Origin of the sequence: Martelella lutilitoris, from assembly GCF_016598595.1 — a bacterium.
Classification (GTDB): Bacteria; Pseudomonadota; Alphaproteobacteria; order Rhizobiales; family Rhizobiaceae; genus Martelella; species Martelella lutilitoris_A.
The window spans coordinates 2,131,823-2,152,602 of sequence record NZ_CP066786.1 but is presented as its reverse complement, the minus strand read 5'-3'; the positions used below and the strand labels follow the sequence as shown (position 1 = coordinate 2,152,602).

The window sequence follows — 20,780 nt, the reverse complement described above, 5'->3', positions numbered from 1 at the left end:
GTTTTCGTCAAACGGACACTATCGCTTCCGGGTTGAAGCCGGGCGGCAACGGTTCCGGTCGTTCGATTGCGATGTTTTCCAGGCGCAGGTCCTCGGCGTTGCATGCAAAGACCGCCGGCATGCCGCCGGGGTAATCGACAAGGCCGATTACCCGGCCGTCAGCACCCTTGCGCCAGGCATTGGCGCGGCCTTCCGACGCCGGCGCTTCCGCAAGGTCGGCAGGCGTCGGCCGAAGGTCGTAGCAGAGTGCCGTGCCGTAGGCGCCCGGCCTCTGGTGGAGCGCTACAGTGCGCATCTCGATGTTCTCGATGCCGCCTCTGCGTTCGCTATAGAGATTGATCGCGCCCTCCATAGACCCCGAAATGTTTTCGATGATGACGCCGCTGATCCTGCCTGCGGGCGTTGTTTCCGGACGGCGGTCGACAAGATTGATCGTCAGTGCTTCGCCCGAGCCCCAGAACCCGGGCGGCGTCTCGCGGCAATCCAGGCTGATATCCGAGAAGCGGACGTTTTCGACCACTCCGCCGTCGCGCGAGAAGATGCCGAGGCCCCGATTGGAGGCGATCACTTGGCAATTCCGGAAGGTGATATCGCGAAAGTCACCGAAAGATTCGGTCCCGATTTTCAGCGCGCAGGAATGCGAGCGCACGCGGCAGTCGGCGACTTCGATCCCTTCGCATGCGCCGACGACGGTTCCGTCAGGCCGGCAGGAGGTCTTCAGCACAATGCCGTCGTCGGCGGTGGAGATGTCGCAGCGAGAGACTGTTACGTCGCGGCAGCCGTCGATCACGATCCCGTCCGTGTTCGGCATGGTGAGGGCGTTTTCGACCCGGACGTCGTTGATCGAAAGGCCCTCGCAGTTGACGAAGTGAAGCGTCCACATCGGCGAGTCGGTCACGCTGAATTCGGACAGGGTCACCTGCGTGCAGCTGTCGAGGACCAGCAGGCGGGGGCGATGCGTTGCGGGCGTGAGCGTTCCCATTTCGGCATCCTCGCCCGTTGCAAAATGCTTCCCGCCGCAGACGATGCGTCCCTTGCCGGTGATCGCGATGTTGCGGGCGTGCGCGGCGGAGATCATCGCCCGGTCGCTGTCCTCGGCGATGACGCGCACAGGATGGGCGGCATAGGCGTCATAGTCCGGCAGAAACTGCAGCACGGCGCCATCCTCAAGTCGCAGTTCGACGTTCGAAATCAGCTCCAGGCCACCGCAAATATGGGTTCCGGCCTCCAGGATAACGACAAGCTGTGTGCTTGCGGCGGTGCGAATGGCGCCCTGGATGCGGGTCGTGGCGTCGCCGCCGGCCGCGGGAATACGAATTTCCTGCACTGACTACTCCCAAAAAAAATTTCATGACTCTCAACGCATTCAGGGAGTCAGAACTGGACAAGAGCGAAATTATTTGCAATTTTCAACCGAAATTTCTACCGAAAATGAAAAAAGAAAAGCGATGGCAGTGTAAAAAATTTCACTGCCTTGCAGGGATGGAGGACATTCTGGCCAATTATTCGAAGATCTTTCATCTCGTGGAACTGCTTTCGGAGCGGATCTTCACGCCGACGGAAACCACCGTTGATCTCCGCTACCGCCAGGCGCCGCCTTCGGAGCGGGCGCTCATGCTGCAAGGTCCTCATGAGGACTGGTCGCCGGTGACGCCGGACACCGTCTGGGGCGAGCCGCAGAGCTATTTCTGGTTTGCCGGCAGTGTGCGGATACCCGATACTCTTGAAGGAAAAAGGATCTGCCTCGGCATCGAGGCGATGTTCGGGCGGGTGATGGGGCGCTCCGATCCGCAATGCCTCGTGCGCGTCAACGGCGAGATCGTCCAGGGCGCGGACTATAACCACCGCGAGATCCTTCTGACTGCCAGGGCGTGCGGCGGCGAGCGTTTCGACATCATGATCGAGGCCGGCACGATCGAGGATCGCCGCCAGCTTGGCTTTGCCGGGCGGTTGCTGGTGCATGACCTTGAGGCGGAGGCGCTCTATTACGATCTGCGCGCGCCGCTCGACGTCGCCAAGCATCTCGATATCAACGACCATCGCCGGGATTTTATCCTGAAGACCGTCTATCAGGCCATCAATGCGGTGGATTTCAGGCCCGGAAATCCCGCGCGGTTTGCCGAGAGCCTCGAGACGGCGAGCGCGATCGCGGAAGGGATATACATGGCCGGCGATACCGAGATCGCCCCGCACATCACCGTCACCGGTCACACCCATATCGATGTCGCGTGGTTGTGGCGCATTCGCGAGACGCGGCAGAAGATGGCGCGGTCCATGGCGACGGCGCTCTCTTTGATGCGGGAATATCCCGAATACCGTTTCATGTATAATCAGGGCCTGCTGCTCGATTATCTGGAACAGGACTATCCGGCGCTTTTCGCCGGCATCAGGGAACAGCACGGCGAGGGCAGGTTCGAGATCGAGGGGGCTCTGTGGCTCGAGCCCGACGCCAATATCACCTCCGGCGAATCGCTTGTCCGGCATGTGTTGCGCGGGGTCCGCTATCACGTCGAGAAATTCGGCGTGCGGCCGCGTATCCTGTGGCTGCCGGATACGTTCGGCTACTCCGCCGCCATCCCGCAGATCATGAAACTCGCCGGGCTGACGGTCTTTGTTACCCACAAGCTTTCCTGGAACGATACCAACCGCATGCCGGGCGAGGTGTTCTTCTGGCAGGGGATCGACGGCACCCGCGCGCCGACATATTTCCTGACCACCCAACCGGCCGACAGCACCTCGATCGGCACCACTTATTGTCCGGACCTGAAGGCGAGCCATGTGATGGGCGCCTGGCGGCGCTACGCCCAGAAGGAGACCAATGACGAATTGTTTCTCGTCTACGGCTTCGGCGACGGCGGCGGCGGGCCGACGCGGGAAATGCTGGAGCATATCCGGCGGATGGAACGCGGTATCCCGGGCTGCCCGCGCGTGTCGCAGGGCTTCATGGGGCCGGTGCTCGAACGGATCGTCGGACGAATGCATGAAAGCCCGAAGGAGTATCCGGTCTGGGTCGGGGAGCTTTATCTCGAATTCCACCGCGGCACCTTCACCTCCGTTGCCAAGGTGAAGCGCAACAACCGGCGGGCCGAGGCCATGCTCCGGGAGCTGGAAGCGCTTGCGAGTCTGGCGTGGTTCTCCGCCGGCATCGATTATCCGGAGGCTGAGATCAGGGCGCTCTGGGACATCGCGCTGCTTAACCAGTTTCACGATATTCTCCCCGGCTCCTCGATCGGGCTTGTGTTTGACGACAGCGATGAGGACTACGCGACCTTTTTCGCCCGTGCGGAAGCGTTGCGACGGCGCCTTGCGTCCTGCGTCGCGAGCGAGGGCGAGACGCTCCTGGTCAACGCGCTTGGAAGGCCGAGAGGCGGTCTGGTCAGGATTGCCTCCGAGGCCCCCCTCCGGCTTGGCGATCGCGGCTCGCAGGTCCTGGTGGCGGCAGACGGCACGCTTTCGCAGGCGGTTCCCGTCGATGCCATTCCGGGGCTTGGCGCCGTGCGCCTGACGCTGGCCGCATCACCCGAACCGGCGGCGGGCGATGGCGGGCTTGCGGTCACGCCGAACCGGCTCGAGAACGCGTTCCTGCGCGCCGAATTCGACGCCGGCGGACGTCTCGTTTCGCTGGTCGACAAGAAGAGCGGGCGCGAGTGCCTGACAGGCGTTGCCAACCGGTTGCAGGCCTACCGGGACTTTCCGGAACAGTTCGATGCGTGGGATATCGACCGCACCTTCGAGGATCAGGTCTTCGAGATCGACGGGCTGGTGAAGGCCGAGGTCGTCGAGACAGGTCCGTATCGCGCGGCCCTGCGCTTCGAATGGCGCTACGAGGCCTCGCGCATCGTCGAGGTCGTTTCACTCGAAGCGGAGAGCCGGGCGTTGGAGTTCGACAGTTTCATCGACTGGCGCGAGCACAATACGATGGTGAAGGCCGCCTTTCCGCTGGCCGTTCGCACCGCGGATTGCGATGCCGAGATCCAGTTCGGTCATGTTACCCGGCCCACCCATGCCAACACGAGCTGGGACCAGGCGCGATTCGAGAGCCCGATGCATCGCTGGGTCTCGCTTTGCGAAGACGGCTTCGGCGTTGCGCTGCTCAATGACTGCAAATATGGCTACGACGCCCGCGACACGACGATCCGGCTGACGCTGCTGCGGTCGCCGACCTATCCCTGGCCCGAGGCGGATCAGGGCGAGCACCGGTTCCGCTATGCCATCATGCCGCATGACGGGCTCGGCTCCGTTTCTCTCGCGGCCGAGGCCTTCAATCACCCTTTGATGCCGGTTGCAGGCAGCGGCGATGGTTCCACAGCAAAGCTTACGCCGCCGTTCTCCGTCGACAACGACGCGATCGCCGTCGAATCGGTCAAGCGCGCCGAGGATAGCCGCGGACTGGTGGTGCGGCTCTGGGAGCGGCGCGGCGCGCGTCAGAACGCAAGGCTGACGCTTGACGCAGCCGTCAAAAAAGCGAGGGAAGTCGATCTGCTGGAGGAAGCTGTTGTCGACCTCTGTCCGGAAGCGGGTATTCTGACGCTTGGTTTTGCTCCGTTCGAGATCAAGACTCTGAAGCTGGAGCGGGAATGAGAGAGCACGCCGAGGGGAACTGATATGGCCAAAGGCGATAAGGTCGGCATGCGCGAGGTCTCCGAGCGCGCCGGCGTGGCGATTTCGACCGTTTCGCATGTGATGAACGGCACGGCGCCGATTTCGGAGGAAGTGCGCGAACGCGTGCTGGACGCCGCCCGGGACCTCGGTTATCTGGCGCGGCGCTCCGCCAGGGCTTCAATCAATGCGGTCAACAGGGCGCTTCTCGCCGTGCCTGAGGACGCCCTGCCGGACAGCGACGTCAATCTCGTCTCGTGGACGATCCTCAATGCCCTGACGCGCGACTGCGAGGCGCGCGGGGTGCGCCTGGTGCCGCACACGCTGCGCCGCGACGACCCCGTGGGCCGTGTCGGCGCGGAGGCGCGCGCCGCCAGGGCGGACGGGATCATCGTCATCAATGATGATCGCAGCGCGCTTCTCGACGCGATCGGGCGTTCGGGCATTCCCTCCGTGCTGATCAACGGCGAAGACCCGAACATGCACATCGACAGCGTGACGCCGGGCAATCGCTTTGCCGCGCTGAAGGCGACCCGGCTGCTCCTCGACAGAGGCCATCGCAGGGTCGTTCATCTGACATGGTCCGGGCGCAAGACGGTGGAGCGCCGCGTGGACGGATTTCTAGACGCATTCCGCGACCGCGGTCTGCCGCTTTCCGACGCGCTCGTCATCAGGGCGGAGGGGTTCGAGCCGCGGCATGGCGAGGCGGCGGTGAAAGCCTGGCTTGAAGCCCATCCCGACCGCGAGGGCGCGACCGCTCTGTTCTGCGCCGCCGACAATCTCGCTTTCGGCGCCATGCGCGCGTTGAAACAGGCCGGGCTCCGCGTGCCGGAGGATCTGTCCGTCATGGGGTTCGACGGCGTGGCGCTCGGCGAACTCCACAGTCCGCCGCTCACGACCGTCAGCGTGCCGCTCGAGCAGTTCGGGCGCGCTGCACTCGATCTTCTGGAAGCGCGCGCGAAGAGCGGGCAGGGGCCGCGCGCCGCCCACCGCCTGGAACTCGGCTGCGATCTGGTATTGCGCGAAAGCATATCGCCGCCGACAGCCCAACCGTCTCAGAACATTGAATAAAAAAAATTTCATGAATTGAAATGGAACGCATTTCGCTTTCATGGAATTTTTTTATTGATAAATGCCGCATTTCCTTGTTAAAAAGGTTCAGAAATTGGGGTGAGGCCGGCAAGTCGAGGGTTTGCTGTGCCATTTCATGTTTCGATGGGAGGATATCAATGCAAAAATTTTTACGATCCGGCACGCTTACGCTTGCCCTTCTGGCAAGCGTCGCCATTCCGCAGGCCGCCAATGCCTTTCAGGAATCGCCGATGCTGAAAGCCATGGTTGAGGCGGGCGAGCTTCCGCCGGTCGATGAGCGTCTGCCGGCGAACCCGACCGTGGTCGATGCCGTTGAGGTTGGCGAATATGGCGGTGTCTGGCACCGCGCCTATCGCGGTCCCGGCGATCGCTGGGGGCCGACCAAGCTGCTGGAAGAGCGCGTCCTGAAATATGTGCCCGACGCGGACGGCAACATCACGCTCGTGCCCGCCTATATCGAGAGCTACGCGGTCAATGAGGATTCGACGGAGTTCACCTTCACGCTGCTCGAGGGGCTGAAATGGTCCGACGGCGCGCCGGTGACCACCGAAGATGTCGAGTTCTGGTACAAGGACGTCTTCCTCAACAAGGCGCTGACGCCGACGATCGACCCGACCTTCTCGCCGGGCGGCGAGCCGATGAAGCTCGAGGTCAAGGATGACCGCACCTTCACCGTCAGCTTCGCGCAGCCTTATGTCTATTTCCTGAATATCCTGGCGAAGGATTCGACCGGCGAGCCAAGCCTGGACCGCCCGTCCTTCCTGTTCCCCAGCCATTATCTGAGCCAGTATAACGATCATTACGCCAGCGCTGAGGAGCTCTCGAAGGCGGCAGAGGAGTTCGGCGTCCAGCGCTGGAGCGATCTCTGGGGCTCCAAGGGGCCGGTCACCTCATGGTGGCAGAATCCGGACCTGCCGGTGATCACCGCCTGGAAGATCGAGACGCCCGCGCCGGGCAATGTCGTCACCATGGTACGCAACCCCTATTACTGGGCCGTCGACCAGGAGGGCAACCAGCTTCCCTATATCGATCGCATCGAGCATCGTCTTTTCGAGGCGGCGGACTCATTCAATCTGATGATCGTTCAGGGCCAGATCGACATGCAGATGCGCTACGTCAATTCGAGCGACTTCACCTTCTACAAGGAGAACGAGGAGAAGGGCGGTTACCACGTCGGCACGTGGAAATCGGCCAATGTCTGGTCGTTCGTTCCCAACCTCAACGTTCAGGACGAACAGCTGAACAAGCTTTTCTCCAACAAGGACTTCCGCCACGCGCTCTCCGTCGGGATCGATCGCGAAACGATCAACGAGCTCGGCTTTGCCGGTCTCGGAGAGGCCCGCTCGGTGTCCCCGATCTCCGGCTCGCCCTATTTCAACCCCGAATGGGAAACGCACTGGACGGAATATGACCCCGACCTTGCCAACGAGCTTCTGGACAAGATCGGCCTGAGCGAGCGCGACGACGACGATTTCCGCCTGCTTCCGAATGGCAAGCGGCTGCAGATCGTGGTCGAGGCCTACCAGGATTTTGCAGCGCCGATACTGGAGATCGCCGCCGACTATTATCGCGATATCGGCATCGAGCTGTTGCCGCGCATCATCGACCGCACCCAGTGGGACGACAATCGCGACAACAACAACTTCCAGATCCAGTATACGCCCGTCGACCGCCTCTCGGTCGTCTCCGCCGACCCGCGCAACATCATGGGCAATGACAGCTACGCCCAGCAATATTACGCCTGGTACGAGACCGACGGCGAAGCCGGTATCGAGCCGCCGCAGGATGCCGTGATCCGCCAGATCTGGGCGGATTGGGAGAAGGCCTCCGTCGCCGGATCCATGGAAGAAGCCGATGCCGCGCTCAACAGCATGATCGGCGCCTTCGTCGACGAAGGCTATGTCATCGGTCTGGTTGGCGAGGTTTCCATCCCGGTGATCGTGAAGAACGACTTCATGAATGTCCGCAACGGGCTTGTCGAAGACGACATCACGCGCGGCGTGGGCCTCGGTCAGACCCAGCAGTTCTGGATCGACCAGAACAAGCAGTAACCGACAGGCAAAGCTCCCTCCCGAGCAAGGGTTCCGCGAGAATGCGGAGCCGGCCGGCCGCCCGTTTGTCCGCGGGCGGCCGGTGGGTGGCAATGCGGAGAGCAGACGATGGCAAACTTCCTCTGGCGACGGCTTCTATGGGCGATTCCGACCCTGATCGTCGTTTCCTTCATATCCTTCATCATCATTCAGCTTCCGCCGGGCGATTATGTCACCGCCTATGCTGCCGAGCTTCGCAACAGCGGTGAATACATCACCGCCGCCCAGGAAGATGCGATCCGCACGCAACTCGGACTGAACGATCCGATACTCGTGCAATATGTGCGCTGGATCGGCAACATCCTTCTCCACGGGGATTTCGGCCAGTCCTTCCACTGGAACGCGCCGGTTTCCGAACTGATCTGGGGACGCCTGGCGCTGACGCTGCTGCTGTCGTCGCTGTCCCTGGTGTTCACCTGGATCATCGCCATCCCGATCGGCGTCTATTCGGCCCAGCGGCAGTATTCGATCCTGGACTATGTCTTCACCGTGTTCGGTTTTCTCGGCAAGGGCATTCCCGATTTCCTGCTGGCGCTGATCCTGATGTGGATCGGATTTGCCTGGCTCAACATCGATGTCGGCGGCCTGATCTCGCCGCGTTTCGAAGGCGCGCCGCTGTCGCTGGCGAAGATCGGCAACATCCTTGAACATGTCTGGATCCCGATCGTGGTGCTGGCGACGGGCGGCGCGGCCGGCCTCATCCGGGTGATGCGGGCCAATATGCTGGACGAACTCGGCAAGCCATACGTGGAAACGGCCTATGCGCAGGGGCTTTCCGAGCGCCAGGTGGTCTGGGGCTATCCGGTGCGCGTCGCGCTCAATCCGTTCATCTCGACGGTCGGCTGGGCGCTGCCGGCGCTCTTTTCCGGCGACGTGATCACCGCCGTCGTGCTCAACCTGCCGACCACGGGACCGCTGATGCTGCAGGCGCTGAAGATGCAGGACATGTATCTCGCCGGCGCCTTTATCCTCATCCTCAGCGTCTTCACCGTCATCGGCACGCTGCTCTCCGACATTCTTCTTGCGTGGTCCGACCCGCGCATCCGTTACGCGTGAGGCCTTCATGACCTACGAGACTTCCGTTTACGCAGAGGAAAACGAACTGGCGACGGCCGAACAGGGCATCTACACCGCCAATTCCTGGAAGCTGATGTGGTGGCGCTTCCGCCAGCACCGGCTCGCGCTGGTTTCGCTGATCTTCCTGGTTCTGGCCTATCTCGTTGCGATCTTCGCAGAAATCGTCGCGCCCTATGCCCCTGATTCCATCGAACGGCTGGAAACCTTCGTGCCGCCGCAGATGGTGCGCTTCGTCCATGAGGGCGAGCTGACGCGGCCCTTTGTCTATGAACTGAAGCGCACGCGCGATCCGGAGACGGCACGCGTTACCTATGTCGTCGACAAGTCCAAGCCACTGCCGATCAAGTTCTTCGTGCATGGCGAGAAATACAGGTTCTGGGGCATCTGGAAGGCCGACCTGCATCTCTTCGGCATCGACGCCCGCCGCCAGAAGGTCAATCTTCTGGGCACGGACTCCCTTGGGAGGGATCTGTTTTCGCGCCTCGTCTACGGCGCGCGCGTGACCCTGTCGGCCGGCTTGATCGGCGTGTTCTTCGCCTTCGTGCTCGGCCTCTTCTTCGGCTCCATCTCAGGCTATTACGGCGGCTTCATCGACACGGCGATCCAGCGCATGATGGAGTTCATCCGCTCAGTGCCGACCATTCCGCTCTGGATGGGGCTTGCGGCGGCCCTGCCGATCGCCTGGAACCCGCTCTTCGTCTATGTGCTGATCACCCTCATTCTGGCGCTGATCGGCTGGACGCATCTCGCCCGCGTCGTGCGCGGCCGTTTCCTCTCGCTGAAATCCGAGGACTACGTGATGGCCGCCCGCCTTGCCGGCGCCTCGGAATACCGGGTGATCACCAAACACATGCTGCCGGCCATGACCTCGTACATCATCGCGGCGATGACGCTTGCCGTGCCGGAGATGATTCTCGGCGAGACGGCGCTGTCCTTCCTCGGTCTCGGCCTCAGGCCTCCCGTCGTCTCCTGGGGCGTGCTTCTGCAGGATGCACAGAACCTCCGTTCCATCTCGCTCGCCCCCTGGCTGCTTGCGCCCGGACTTGCCGTGGTCGCGGTCGTGCTGGCCTTCAATTTCCTCGGCGACGGCCTGCGTGACGCGGCCGACCCCTACGGACAATAGGTTTTTCCATGCTGGACAAGACGAACAACAAAATGCCTCCGGAGCGGCTCCTGCAACTCGACGGAGTCGAGGTCGCCTTCAAGACCCGCGACGGGCTGGTGAAAGCGGTCGACGGCGTCAACTATCATGTCGATCGCGGCGAGGTGCTGGGCATCGTCGGCGAGAGCGGTTCCGGCAAGTCGGTCACGGTCAGGGCGATCATGCGGTTGCTGGCCAGGAATGCCGAGGAAGGGAAGGGGGAGATCCGCTTCAATCCGGACGGAGACACGGAGTACCGGCTTGACGGGCTGAGGCGCGACAGCCGGCTGATGCGGCAGTTGCGGGGCGGACGGATCGGCATGGTCTTTCAGGAACCGATGACGGCGCTTTCGCCCGTGCATTCGATCGGCACCCAGATCATGCGCACCGTCATGCTGCATCGTCGCGTCGGCAAGGAGGAGGCGCGCGCCCGCGCGATCGATCTCCTGGCGCGCGTGCAGCTTCCCCAGCCGGAACGCCTTGTCGACAGCTATCCGCACCAGCTTTCCGGCGGCATGCGTCAGCGCGCCATGATCGCGCTCGCGCTTGCCTGCGATCCCGCACTTCTGATCGCCGACGAGCCGACCACGGCGCTTGACGTCACCACGGAGGCGCAGATCCTCGAACTGCTGAAATCGCTGCAGCAGGAACTCGGCATGGCGATCGTCTTCATCACCCACAATTTCGGGGTGGTCGCCGACATCGCCGACCGGGTGGCGGTGATGTATCTCGGCCGCGTGGTGGAGACGGGGCTTGTCGACGACATCTTCTACAATCCGCAGCACCCTTACACGCGGGCGCTGCTCGGCTCCATTCCGCGTCTCGGCCAGAAGAAACAGAGACGGCTGAGCGTTATCAAGGGCTCGGTGCCCGACCCCTACAACATTCCCTCCGGCTGCGTGTTTCACACGCGCTGTAATTACGCCGATCCATCGGTCTGTTCCGTCAGAACGCCGCCGCGCGTGCCTTTCGAGCGTGGACAGGAGGCGCTGTGCCACTTTGCCGGAAAACTGCCGGAGGCCGGACAATGAGCGACGCCACCAACAAGACCCTTTCCATGCCCGACGACGTCCTGATCGCCGTGCGCGGCCTGAAAAAGCACTTCACCGTCAAGGGCGGGAAGAAGGGGCGCGAGTTGAAGGTGCTGCGCGCCGTGAATGACGTCAGCTTCGACATCCGCAAGGGCGAGACCTTCGGCCTCGTCGGCGAAAGCGGCTCGGGCAAATCCACCGTCGCCCGATTGATTCTCAGGGCCTACACGCTGACCGGCGGTCAGATCCTCTTCCGCGAGCAAGACGGCAAGGTGATCGACATCTCGGCGATGAGCGACAAGGAACTGCGGCCGGTGCGGCGCGAGATGCAGATGATCTTCCAGGATCCCTATTCCTCGCTCAATCCGCGCATGACATTGCTCGACCTCATCGGCGAGCCGATGGTGGTGCATGGCTATTCCAAGGACGAAATCGCCAAGCGGGTGGGCGAGCTTCTGTCCTTCGTCGGCCTGAGACCCGAATACGCGACGCGCTACCCGCATGCCTTCTCCGGCGGCCAGCGCCAAAGGATCGGCATTGCCCGCGCGCTGGCGCTTTCGCCGGCCTTCATCGCGGCCGACGAGGCCGTCTCCGCGCTCGATGTGTCGGTCGCGGCCCAGAACATCAATCTCCTGCAGGATTTGCAGGAGCAGTTCAATCTCACCTATCTGTTCATCACCCATGACCTCGGCATGGTCGAGCACATCTCCGACCGGATCGCGGTCATGTATCTCGGCGAGATCGTCGAACTCGGGGAGACCGACCGACTGTTCTCCCGTCCGCGCCATCCCTATACGGAAGCGCTTCTGGGGGCTGTGCCGCAGCCCGATCCGCGCAAGCGTTCGTCGGAGAGGCGCGGCGTGCTGAAGGGCGAGGTGCCGGATGCCTCCGACCCGCCCTCGGGATGCGCCTTTCACCCGCGCTGCGCCTATGCGACGGAGCGCTGCGCCGCCGAGAAGCCGGAGCTTCGTGAGGTCGATGGCCGTGCGGTGCGCTGCCATTACGCCGAAACGCTGACGCTTCGAGGCGTCGCAGACGGGGCCGAGGCATGACGCTGTTTTCCGTTGCCGATCCCGCGCCGCCCGCGGACGTGCGCGACGCGGACTTCGCGCTGGCCGAGAGGCATCGCCCGGTGCTGATGCTCGATCAGGCCGAGCCCGCGCCGCCGCTGGCGATGGGCTACAGCGTGGTCCGGGAGGCTCAAAAGTCTCCTTCGTCGAAATTCCGGCTGACGCCGCCTGACCGCGGCGCGGTGATCGAATACGCGATCTGGCATGACTGGGATATCCAGCACCTCTACGACCTCGAGCACGTCTGGGTCCATCTCGACCGGCGAGGCGATGTCATTCGGGTCGAGGGATCGATGCATGGCATGCGCGTCTCGATCGATGATGGCAGCGGGTTGCCGGAAATGCGCAACGGACGGCCGGTGCTCTATGTCGAACCGGGAAAACACGCGCTCTGGGGCGTTTCCCGGATCATGCAGTCCATGAGCGGTTCGAAGATTGCCGAAATGTGCGGCCGTGAGGCAGGCGCGGGCGGCATTCATGCCGGCAACGCATTTGCCGAGGCCGGTGCCTGGAGCGCGTCAGTCGGGGAACACCGTTTGGCAAGGCTCGCCATGAAACGGGCCGCCTTTGTTCCGCGCTTCGCATTCGTGACGGCCGAAGAACCGGTCCTCATGCCGTGGAAAACGCTTGAGGCCTGGATACCCGAGCGGATGAAAGCGCTGATCGCGGCGCTTCCCGGGAGGGTGCCGCATCTCGCCGCTGTGTTCCTCGATTGCGGCGACACGCTGATCGACGAGGCGACCGAGGTGAAGAAGCCCGGCAGCGAAGTGGTGGTTCAGGCAGAGGAGATTCCCTTCGCCATGGACGCGGTTCGCACGCTCCACGGACTCGGCTACAGGCTGGCGCTGGTTGCCGACGGACCGCGCGAGACCTTCGAGAACATGCTGAAGCCCCGCGGCATCTGGGACCTGATGGAATGCCACGCGATTTCGGGCGATGTCGGCGAGAACAAGCCATCGCCGAAGATGTTTTCCGCAGCCCTTGCCGGCCTTGGCCTCGGCGACGGCGACCGGTCCCGCATCATCATGGTCGGCAACAATCTTGCCCGCGACATTCGCGGCGCGAATGATTTCGGCCTGATCAGCCTCTTCGTCGGCTGGTCGAAACGGCGGACCCATGTGCCGGCGGATGCCTCGGAGGAGCCGCATTTCCGCATCGACCGGCTCGACCAACTGGTTTCGAGGATCGAGGCCATCGAACTTTGCCTGCCTGTCCGGGAGAATGAACATGTCTGAACGCGCATGCTTTGTTACGCACACGGGCGAGACCGTGACCGCGTTCGCCCTGGGGCGGCTGGAAGCCAGCTATTATCCCGGAGCGGTGACGCGCGGTGTGGACAATGTCGACTACAAGTTCATCAACGGCTTTGTCGATGTCGGCGAATTGCCCTGCCGGACCGCGGTTCGCGCCGAAATCGCCGGCCGCACGGTTGCGCTCGATGATGATTTCGAGATCGTCTCGACCAATCTTCCGGGCTTCAATCGCAGGCTGGAATTCTCCGGTTTCTGGCACCGCCCGACGCGGCTTTCCCGCTGGGTCCGCACCCGGCTCATCCCGCCGGCAGGCGGCAGTTACCCCTTCCGCCTTACCACCTGCGGCGGCGTCCACATCTTCGTTGATGGCAAGAAGATCGCAGCCTTCGAGCCCTATACCCGCAACGCGGCGCAGGAGACGGAAATCGTCCTGCCGCTGGCACAAGGCGGTTCCGATCTGGTCATGCTGGTCGAGGAAATCGCCGAGCGCGACACCAATTATTTCGTCGAGCTGACCTGGCTCGGCGAGGGGCCGCTTGCGGCGGAAGTGCCTGGTAACGCCGATGGCAAGACGCTTGAAATGCTGATGGCGCTTGCCCGCGCCATCCGGCCGGCCCACGTCGTCTTCGGCGAAGGCGAGGATCTGCGTCTTGTCGTCGACCAGCCCGCGGCATCGGCCGTCACAATCGAGGCGAAAGTGCATCAGAGCGTCCACATGCGCCATCTGCCGCCGCTGTTCGAGGCGGTATCGACGCTTGCGGTTGGCGATAAGGAGGTGGCATTCGCCCTGCCTGAGGGTCTTCCCGATGGCTATCACGAACTGAATATCGCGTTTTCGCTCGGCGAAAGCCGCATCAACCGCACGATTGCCTTCGCGCTTCTGCGGGATGAGAGGCCGCAGCGTCTGACCGGCGATCTCGACGCGCGCAAGCGGGCGGGGCTTTCCTGGCTCGCGGAGCACGGCGAACTCAGGATCGGGCGCGTTCTGGCCCGCCTTGCGCTCGGCCGCGATCTCGACGAGGGCGACCGCGCGGCGCTCGAGGACACGCTCGATGCGATCGACACGCGGCGGGACTGCTCGGACTTCGTCATCGTTCCGCTGTTGTGGATCTATGCCGATCATCGCGAAGCGCTGCCGCCTTCACTTCGTACGCGCATCGAGGCGGCCATTCTCGGCTATCGTTACTGGATGGACGAGCCGGGCAATGACACGATGTGGTTCTGGAGCGAGAACCACGTCCTCTGCTTCCATGTCGCTGAACTGATCGCCGGCGGATTGTTCGCGGAGAACGTCTTTGCCAATTCCGGCATGAACGGGCGCGCGCATGCTGCCCTCGCGGAAAAGCGTCTCGCGCGCTGGTTCGATGCGGTCGAGGATCACGGTCTCGCCGAATGGAACTCGGCGGCCTATTACCCGATCGATTTCATCGGCCTTCTGGCGCTGCAGCGCTTTGCCGGTGAGGGGCTCAGGGCGCGGGCCGAGACGATTCTCGACCGGCTGTTTTCCATGATCGCGCTGCACACAATCAACGGCGTCTCCGCCGGGTCGATGGGCAGGGCCTATGACAAGGAGCTGCGCGCCGGGCCGCTGTCGGAACTCGCGCCCTTTGCAACCATCGCCTTCGGAACCGGCTGGCTCAATCGCGGTGTGGCGGCGCTGCCGATGTTCTGTGCCGGCGATTATGTTCCACCTGAAGATGTTGGCCAGTTCGTCGACCCGCCCGAAGGCCGGGCAATTTCCGCCCATTACGTGCAGGGCTACGGACGGGCGGCCCGGCTTGCGCTTTACAAGACCGCAGGCGTGCAGCTTTCCGCGAGCATCGATGCGGCGCCCGGTGCAAAAGGCCACCAGCAGCACCTCATCGACGTGCAGGCTGCAGGTCATCCCATGGCCCGCGTCTGGGTCAATCACCCGGGCGCGGACGACCCCTGGGGCACGGACAGGCCGTCCTACTGGGCGGGCAACGGCGTCATGCCGCGCGTCGGCCAGCACCGGAACTGCTGCCTGTTCCTGAGCGACCTCGGCGAAAACCCGCGCCTTGCCTTCACCCATGCCTATGCGCCGCTCTCCGTCTTCGACGACCATATCGCGGGAGAAGATTTCCTGGTGCTGCGCTCGGGGGAAAGCTTCGTCGCGTTGAAGGCGACGGGACCGATCGAGCCGGTCGGCGAAGGACCGGGGGCGGGCATCGAGCATCGCGTCCGGGGAAAGCGCAGCGGCTGGGCGATCATGGTCGGCGCCCTTGGCGGCCGGGAACTGGCCGAGCTTGCCGCGATGGCCGAAGAAACGAGCCTCCGCCTCTCGGATGATTCTCCGAACCTCTTCTGCGAGGGGCCGCTCACGCCCGCGCTTCGTCTCGATTATCGCGACGGCCTTTTCGTCGAGGGGCGGCACGCGCCTTTTCCGACCGAGTCGCAAACGCCTGAAATCGCCTGGCTCACAGCTTTCGCCGTGCCGGCTCCGAACTGAAAAGACAAGAACAATGCACCACGACAGACAGGAACTTCTCGGCTATCTTCAAAACGTTGCCACCGGCCTTTCGCGGATCAGAGGCATCAACGAAACAGCGCCGATCACCGAAGGCACATTCTCGATCCAGTTTGACGAGTGGGACTGGGAAATCGGAGTCGGCGTCTACGGGCTTTACCGCCATGCCTGCCAGACCGGCGATCTGGACCTGATCGGCGCGCTTGCCGACTGGTATGAGTGGCAGATTTCGCGCGGCCTGCCGCCGCGCCAGGTCAATTCCACGGCGCCGATGCTGGCGCTCTCCTTCCTGATCGACGATGTCGACCGGCCCGAATGGGAGGCGCTGGTCAAGGACTGGGCCGAATGGCTGATGACGGGGCTTGCCCGCACCGAGGACGGCGGCTTCCAGCACGTGGTCAAGGAGCGGATGAATGACGGCGAATTGTGGGATGACACGCTGTTCATGACATGCCTGTTCCTGGCGCGCGCCGGCAAGCGCTTCGACCGGCCCGACTGGGTGGAGGAGGCGGTGTATCAGTTCATGATCCACACCCGCTATCTCGGCGACGCGAAGAGCGGCCTCTGGTATCACGGCTGGACCTTCAAGGGACGCCACAATTTCGCGAACGCGCTTTGGGCGCGCGGCAATTCCTGGATCACGATCGCCATTCCCGAACTGTTTTCGATCGTGGAGACCCTGCCGCCGGCAACGCATCGCTATCTGACGAATGTTCTGTCGTCTCAGGTATCGGCGCTCGCCGAATTGCAGAATGAGGAGGGCTTTTTCTACACCCTTCTCGACGACCCCTCGGCGCCGATCGAGGCATCGGCGACTGCCGGCATCGCCTATGGCATCTCCCGAGGCATTTCGCTCGGCATCCTGCCGCGGACTTTCCGCCCAGTTGCCGACAAGGCGTTTCGCGCCGTTCTCGGCTGCATCGGCGATGACGGCATCGTGGCTCATGTCTCCGACGGCACGCCGATGGGCCACACGCTCGACTTCTATCGCCGTATTCCCGATATCCCTGCGCCCTATGGCCAGGCGCTGACCATGCTGATGCTGGTTGACGCGCTGGCGCTGTCGGCGGAAACGGAACGCTCGCGGGTCTCGTGAATGCTTGCCGCAAGAGGTCGCGCCGGTTCGTCTTTCGGGCGTGCGCCCGGAGCGGCTGCGGCATGGGATGGATTTATGGCCGTCCTGATCCGGGGCAATTATCACAAATCAGGTTAGAAAGTCTCCATATCTATATGAAAATAAATCCTAATGTATTTCGCATGTGGTGCTTGCGTCCAGCACATTTCGTCGCTGGGGTCAGGCCGGTCGGTGAAGATCGCGAAAAAAACATTTCGGCAAATCCGTCGCTGGATATATGAATGGCGCCTCTGACAAACGGAGGAGAAAATGGCCGCGAGACTGTCCGTCAACCTCAATGCGATCGCCCAGCTGCGAAACCGCCGGGATTTGCCCTGGCCGAGCGTGCGCCATCTCGGCAGGATCGCGCTTGACGCCGGCGCCTATGGACTGACGGTTCATCCCCGGCCCGATCAGCGCCATATCCGTTTTTCAGATCTTCCGGTTATCCGCGCCCTGATCGATGACGAGTTTCCGCAGGCGGAGTTCAATATCGAAGGCTTTCCGAGCGATCATTTCATCGGTCTTTGTCTGGAAAGCCAGCCGGAGCAGGTGACCCTGGTGCCGGACGACCCTGCCCAGTCGACCTCCGATCACGGCTGGGACTTCATCGCCGGTCGCGATCTTCTGAAGCGCACCGTCGCGCGGCTGAAGAAGAAGAGAATCCGCGTTTCGCTGTTTGCCGATGGCGATTCGGGCAGGGCGCAGCTTGAGGCCGCGCGCGACAGCGGCGCAGACCGGATCGAGCTCTATACAGGGCCTTATGGCGGCGCCTATGACCGGCCGGAACAGCAGAAAGCGATTGCCGCGCAGCTCGGCGAAACCGCTGCTATCGCTCTTGAACTCGGCCTCGGCGTCAATGCGGGACACGACCTGACGGTCGGCAACCTGCCGCTGCTGGCGAACCATATTCCGCATCTCGCCGAAGTGTCGATCGGCCATGGGCTGACCGCCGACGCACTGGAATACGGCATGGCCGAAACGGTCCGCCGGTTCCGCCGCGCCTGCGGGGAACACGTCTGAAACGCGCGACGGCTGCATGCCCGGCCGAAACCGGGCATGCTGATGGGTTTGCCAAACGCCCTAGAAAGCGGCCTTGTTTTCCTCGAAGAAGGCGCGCAACGAACGCGGCTTCCTGCCGGTAAGCCGTTCGAAGTCGTCATTGACGATATTGAAGCCGCCGGCGCGGATGTTTTCGTCGGCGCTGACGGAAAGGTCGATGACGAAGGGCGGCAGACCTGCCGCGGCGAGGCCTTCGCGCAGGGTCTCGCTGCTGATGTGGTCGACCTTCAGCGGCTTGCCGGTGATCTCGCTTGCAAGCACGGCTATGTCCTCAACCGTGCGGCTATCACCGTCGTTCAGCGTCAGAATGCTGTTCTCGTCGCTGTCGGACAGAAGCGCCGCCGCGATGGCGCGGGCGCAATCCTCGTGGCCGATGAAGGATTGCTTGCCGTCGCCGGCAGCACTCGCCCATACCCCTTGCGAAAAGGCATGCGGCAGGCTCATCAGCAGGTTTTCCTGATACCAGCTGTTGCGCAGGATGGTGTAGGAGAGGCCGCTTGCGATGACGGCTTTTTCGGAGCCCAGATGGTCGGGCGCGAAACTGATTTTCGAGTGTTCGGGATCCGGCAGCGATGTGTAGACGAGGTGTTCGGCCCCCGCCTTCTTGGCCGCCTCGACGGCGGCGGCGTGCTGGACGACTCGGTCAGAGCCCGGATCGATCGCGTCTGTGGAGATGATCGCGATCCGTGTCGCGCCGGCAAAGGCCTCTGCCAGCGAGGCGGGGTCATTGAAATCCGCCCGGCGCACATCCACGCCCTTTTTCGCATAGTCTGCCAGCTTTTCGACCGTGCGCGTTGTGGCGATAATCTGGTCGGCCGCCTTTCCCGAGGCCAGCAGAATATCCAGCGTCTCGCGTCCAAGCTTGCCCGAGGCGCCCGTCACCAGAATCGTGTTGTCCGTCATGATCTGTCCTTTCATCATGCCCGATAGAGATATGGTCTCGAAACGAGACTGAACTTCATGTATGGATCGTCCGGCGATTGTAAAGAAGGCATCATTTTGTGCCGGGGTTACATCCCTGTGCCTGCAGACGGGAGTTTTGATCGATGGACAAGAGTGTCGGCGAGCGGACGGAGGCTCTTCTGGGAGCGGGAGAATTAGAGTCCTGTCCCGTGCGGGACGTGCTCGCCCGTGTTTCCGGCAAGTGGAGCACGCTTCTGCTTCTGGCGCTCAGCGACGGCCCGCGGCGGTTTTCCGAACTGAAGCGTTTTGCCCCCGATATTTCACAGCGCATGCTGACGAAGTCCCTGACCGATCTCCGGCGGGACGGATACATCACCCGCAAGGTTTATCCGACGCAGCCGCCGCAGGTGGAATATGCATTGACGGAGGAGGGGACCTCGTTTCTTGCCGCCTGGCAGGGCGTCGTCGTCTGGGCTAGGGAAAACCGCGACCGCGTTCACGCGGCAAGGAGGCGTTTCGACGCCGAAGCGAGCGGGGACTGATCAAAAGCAAACACCCCGGCGCAGGGGAATGCCGGGGTGCCTGTTGGAGGTCGTTTGGAAGATATACCGCCTTAACGACGGCGATGTCATTCTTGTTCCCCGATATGGTTAATTTTCGCGCGTTTTCAATCCAGACGGCGAATGAAAGCGGCGAAAGCGGGGGAGCCTGCCATCAGCGCCGTGCATGAACGGGGCCAGACGCAATGGCGGGCGCGGCATCCGGCCGGCTTCGCAAACCGTGCCTCTCGATGCGGGCGTTGAGGCGGTCGGGGGCGAAGACCGCAGGGAATGCCGCGGTCGATGATCATTGACAAATATGATTATTATACTCAAGAAAAGAGACTGTGTTCCCCAGCTCCCGGATTCTCCTGATGCCTTTCAGACTTCTTGCTGCCGCGCTCTTCGTCCTTTGTCTTGCCGCAGGCGGACTTGCACGGGCCGAAAACACGATCGAACACGCGATGGGCATAACCGAGGTGCCGTCGGAGCCCCGGCGGGTGGTCACATTGACCAATGAAACCACCGAGGCCGCCCTTGCCGTTGGCGTCAGGCCGGTCGGCGCGACGCGCTCCTGGTATGGCGATCCCTGGTACCCGCATCTTGGCGACAGGCTTTCCGACACGGCAGACCTTGGTACGGAGCTTGCCGTGAATGTTGAGCTGGTCGCGGCGCTTGAGCCCGATCTCATCATCGGCAGCCGCAAGCGGGATGAGGAAATCTACGGTCAGCTCTCGGCCATTGCGCCGACGGTCTTCGTGGAAGGCCTTGGCGCCTGGAAGGACAATCTCGCCTTTGTGGCGCGCGCGCTCAATCGGCAGACGGAAGGCGAGGCGGCGCTCGCGTCCTATGAGGACCGCGTGAAAGCTCTGCGCGGCGGGCTTGGAGAACACGCCGGGGAGCGCGTTTCCGTGGTCCGTTTCGTGCCCGGCCAGACCTATCTCTATCTGCGGGGAAGCTTTCTGGGTCATGTGCTGGCCGATGTCGGCTTCTCCCGCCCCGTGCAGCAGCAGGGTGACGGACTTTCCATCGCGGTCGGGCGTGAAAGCATCCCTGATATGGATGGCGATCGGATATTCTGGCTGACCTATGACAGAGGCGACGGCAAGGGCGAGGAGGCGGCTGCCGCGTTTCTCTCCGACCCCTTGTGGGCACGCCTGCCGGCAGTCCGGGACGGCCGGGTAAGCGAGGTGGATGACGGCGTCTGGGCGACGGCGGGCGGTTGGTTTGCGGCGCAGGCCATGCTGGATGACCTTGCCGATATCTACGCCGTGTCGCTGCCGCCGATATCAGGCGAAGGCAGCAAGCCTTAACACTTGCA

General features: G+C 62.8%; 15 protein-coding genes. 13 read left to right on the top strand and 2 right to left on the bottom strand.

Features of this window, described 5'->3' with window-relative positions; translation table 11 throughout:
- Positions 1-7 precede the first annotated feature (7 nt).
- On the bottom strand, positions 8-1,327 hold the full coding sequence (locus tag JET14_RS10115; protein ID WP_200337902.1) for a glycoside hydrolase family 28 protein: 1,320 nt from the start codon (positions 1,325-1,327) through the stop codon (positions 8-10).
- Positions 1,328-1,482: 155 nt separating this feature from the next.
- Here JET14_RS10115 and JET14_RS10110 point away from each other — a divergent pair, with 155 nt between their 5' ends.
- The 11 genes from JET14_RS10110 to JET14_RS10060 all read left to right on the top strand — a co-directional run bounded on the left by JET14_RS10110 (position 1,483) and on the right by JET14_RS10060 (position 17,978).
- On the top strand, positions 1,483-4,581 hold the full coding sequence (locus JET14_RS10110) for an alpha-mannosidase (RefSeq protein WP_246750589.1): 3,099 nt from the start codon (positions 1,483-1,485) through the stop codon (positions 4,579-4,581).
- A gap of 24 nt (positions 4,582-4,605) precedes the next feature.
- Complete coding sequence (locus JET14_RS10105; RefSeq protein ID WP_200337901.1) at positions 4,606-5,670, top strand: LacI family DNA-binding transcriptional regulator; 1,065 nt, start codon at positions 4,606-4,608, stop codon at positions 5,668-5,670.
- Positions 5,671-5,828: 158 nt separating this feature from the next.
- Positions 5,829-7,742 carry an ABC transporter substrate-binding protein gene (locus JET14_RS10100; protein ID WP_200337900.1) on the top strand — a complete coding sequence of 638 codons (1,914 nt, stop codon included), beginning with the start codon at positions 5,829-5,831 and terminating at the stop codon, positions 7,740-7,742.
- A 108-nt stretch (positions 7,743-7,850) separates the two neighbouring features.
- Positions 7,851-8,837, top strand: a complete 987-nt coding sequence (locus tag JET14_RS10095; RefSeq protein WP_024709476.1) for an ABC transporter permease — start codon at positions 7,851-7,853, stop codon at positions 8,835-8,837.
- Positions 8,838-8,844: 7 nt separating this feature from the next.
- Positions 8,845-9,981, top strand: coding sequence for an ABC transporter permease (locus JET14_RS10090; RefSeq protein ID WP_200337899.1), 1,137 nt, complete (start codon positions 8,845-8,847; stop codon positions 9,979-9,981).
- An 8-nt stretch (positions 9,982-9,989) separates the two neighbouring features.
- Entirely contained in the window at positions 9,990-11,030 is a 1,041-nt protein-coding gene (locus JET14_RS10085; RefSeq protein WP_200337898.1) for an ABC transporter ATP-binding protein, read from the top strand.
- Entirely contained in the window at positions 11,027-12,082 is a 1,056-nt protein-coding gene (locus tag JET14_RS10080) for an ABC transporter ATP-binding protein (protein WP_200337897.1), read from the top strand. Before JET14_RS10085 ends, JET14_RS10080 begins: the two co-directional genes overlap by 4 nt.
- On the top strand, positions 12,079-13,335 hold the full coding sequence (locus JET14_RS10075; RefSeq protein WP_200337896.1) for an HAD family hydrolase: 1,257 nt from the start codon (positions 12,079-12,081) through the stop codon (positions 13,333-13,335). Before JET14_RS10080 ends, JET14_RS10075 begins: the two co-directional genes overlap by 4 nt.
- A complete protein-coding gene (locus JET14_RS10070) occupies positions 13,328-15,823 on the top strand; it encodes a hypothetical protein (protein ID WP_200337895.1) in 2,496 nt (831 codons plus the stop codon). The genes JET14_RS10075 and JET14_RS10070 overlap by 8 nt, the downstream gene beginning before the upstream one ends.
- A 13-nt stretch (positions 15,824-15,836) precedes the next feature.
- Positions 15,837-16,937 carry a glycoside hydrolase family 88/105 protein gene (locus tag JET14_RS10065; protein ID WP_200337894.1) on the top strand — a complete coding sequence of 367 codons (1,101 nt, stop codon included), beginning with the start codon at positions 15,837-15,839 and terminating at the stop codon, positions 16,935-16,937.
- 288 nt (positions 16,938-17,225) lie between these two features.
- The gene (locus JET14_RS10060) at positions 17,226-17,978 is read left to right on the top strand and encodes a pyridoxine 5'-phosphate synthase (protein ID WP_200337893.1); all 753 of its coding nucleotides are present in this window, start codon (positions 17,226-17,228) and stop codon (positions 17,976-17,978) included.
- Between the two features lie 60 nt (positions 17,979-18,038).
- Here the strand turns inward: JET14_RS10060 and JET14_RS10055 are convergent, their stop codons facing one another.
- Entirely contained in the window at positions 18,039-18,920 is an 882-nt protein-coding gene (locus JET14_RS10055; RefSeq protein ID WP_200337892.1) for an SDR family oxidoreductase, read from the bottom strand.
- Between the two features lie 143 nt (positions 18,921-19,063).
- Between JET14_RS10055 and JET14_RS10050 the strand changes: the two genes are divergently transcribed.
- Positions 19,064-19,462 carry a winged helix-turn-helix transcriptional regulator gene (locus JET14_RS10050; protein WP_200337891.1) on the top strand — a complete coding sequence of 133 codons (399 nt, stop codon included), beginning with the start codon at positions 19,064-19,066 and terminating at the stop codon, positions 19,460-19,462.
- A gap of 371 nt (positions 19,463-19,833) precedes the next feature.
- Positions 19,834-20,772: an ABC transporter substrate-binding protein gene (locus tag JET14_RS10045; protein WP_200337890.1), complete on the top strand. Its 939-nt coding sequence runs from the start codon at positions 19,834-19,836 to the stop codon at positions 20,770-20,772.
- Positions 20,773-20,780: the final 8 nt, after the last annotated feature.

Excerpts from the sequence above, each read along its gene's own strand:
- JET14_RS10110 (WP_246750589.1), top strand. The coding sequence starts at position 1,483 with ATGGAGGACATTCTGGCCAATTATTCGAAGATCTTTCATCTCGTGGAA.
- JET14_RS10050 (WP_200337891.1), top strand. The coding sequence starts at position 19,064 with ATGGACAAGAGTGTCGGCGAGCGGACGGAGGCTCTTCTGGGAGCGGGA.
- JET14_RS10105 (WP_200337901.1), top strand. The coding sequence starts at position 4,606 with ATGGCCAAAGGCGATAAGGTCGGCATGCGCGAGGTCTCCGAGCGCGCC.
- JET14_RS10085 (WP_200337898.1), top strand. The coding sequence starts at position 9,990 with ATGCTGGACAAGACGAACAACAAAATGCCTCCGGAGCGGCTCCTGCAA.
- JET14_RS10095 (WP_024709476.1), top strand. The coding sequence starts at position 7,851 with ATGGCAAACTTCCTCTGGCGACGGCTTCTATGGGCGATTCCGACCCTG.
- JET14_RS10070 (WP_200337895.1), top strand. The coding sequence starts at position 13,328 with ATGTCTGAACGCGCATGCTTTGTTACGCACACGGGCGAGACCGTGACC.
- JET14_RS10065 (WP_200337894.1), top strand. The coding sequence starts at position 15,837 with ATGCACCACGACAGACAGGAACTTCTCGGCTATCTTCAAAACGTTGCC.
- JET14_RS10075 (WP_200337896.1), top strand. The coding sequence starts at position 12,079 with ATGACGCTGTTTTCCGTTGCCGATCCCGCGCCGCCCGCGGACGTGCGC.
- JET14_RS10060 (WP_200337893.1), top strand. The coding sequence starts at position 17,226 with ATGGCCGCGAGACTGTCCGTCAACCTCAATGCGATCGCCCAGCTGCGA.
- JET14_RS10045 (WP_200337890.1), top strand. The coding sequence starts at position 19,834 with ATGCCTTTCAGACTTCTTGCTGCCGCGCTCTTCGTCCTTTGTCTTGCC.
- JET14_RS10100 (WP_200337900.1), top strand. The coding sequence starts at position 5,829 with ATGCAAAAATTTTTACGATCCGGCACGCTTACGCTTGCCCTTCTGGCA.
- JET14_RS10055 (WP_200337892.1), bottom strand. The coding sequence starts at position 18,920 with ATGACGGACAACACGATTCTGGTGACGGGCGCCTCGGGCAAGCTTGGA.
- JET14_RS10080 (WP_200337897.1), top strand. The coding sequence starts at position 11,027 with ATGAGCGACGCCACCAACAAGACCCTTTCCATGCCCGACGACGTCCTG.
- JET14_RS10090 (WP_200337899.1), top strand. The coding sequence starts at position 8,845 with ATGACCTACGAGACTTCCGTTTACGCAGAGGAAAACGAACTGGCGACG.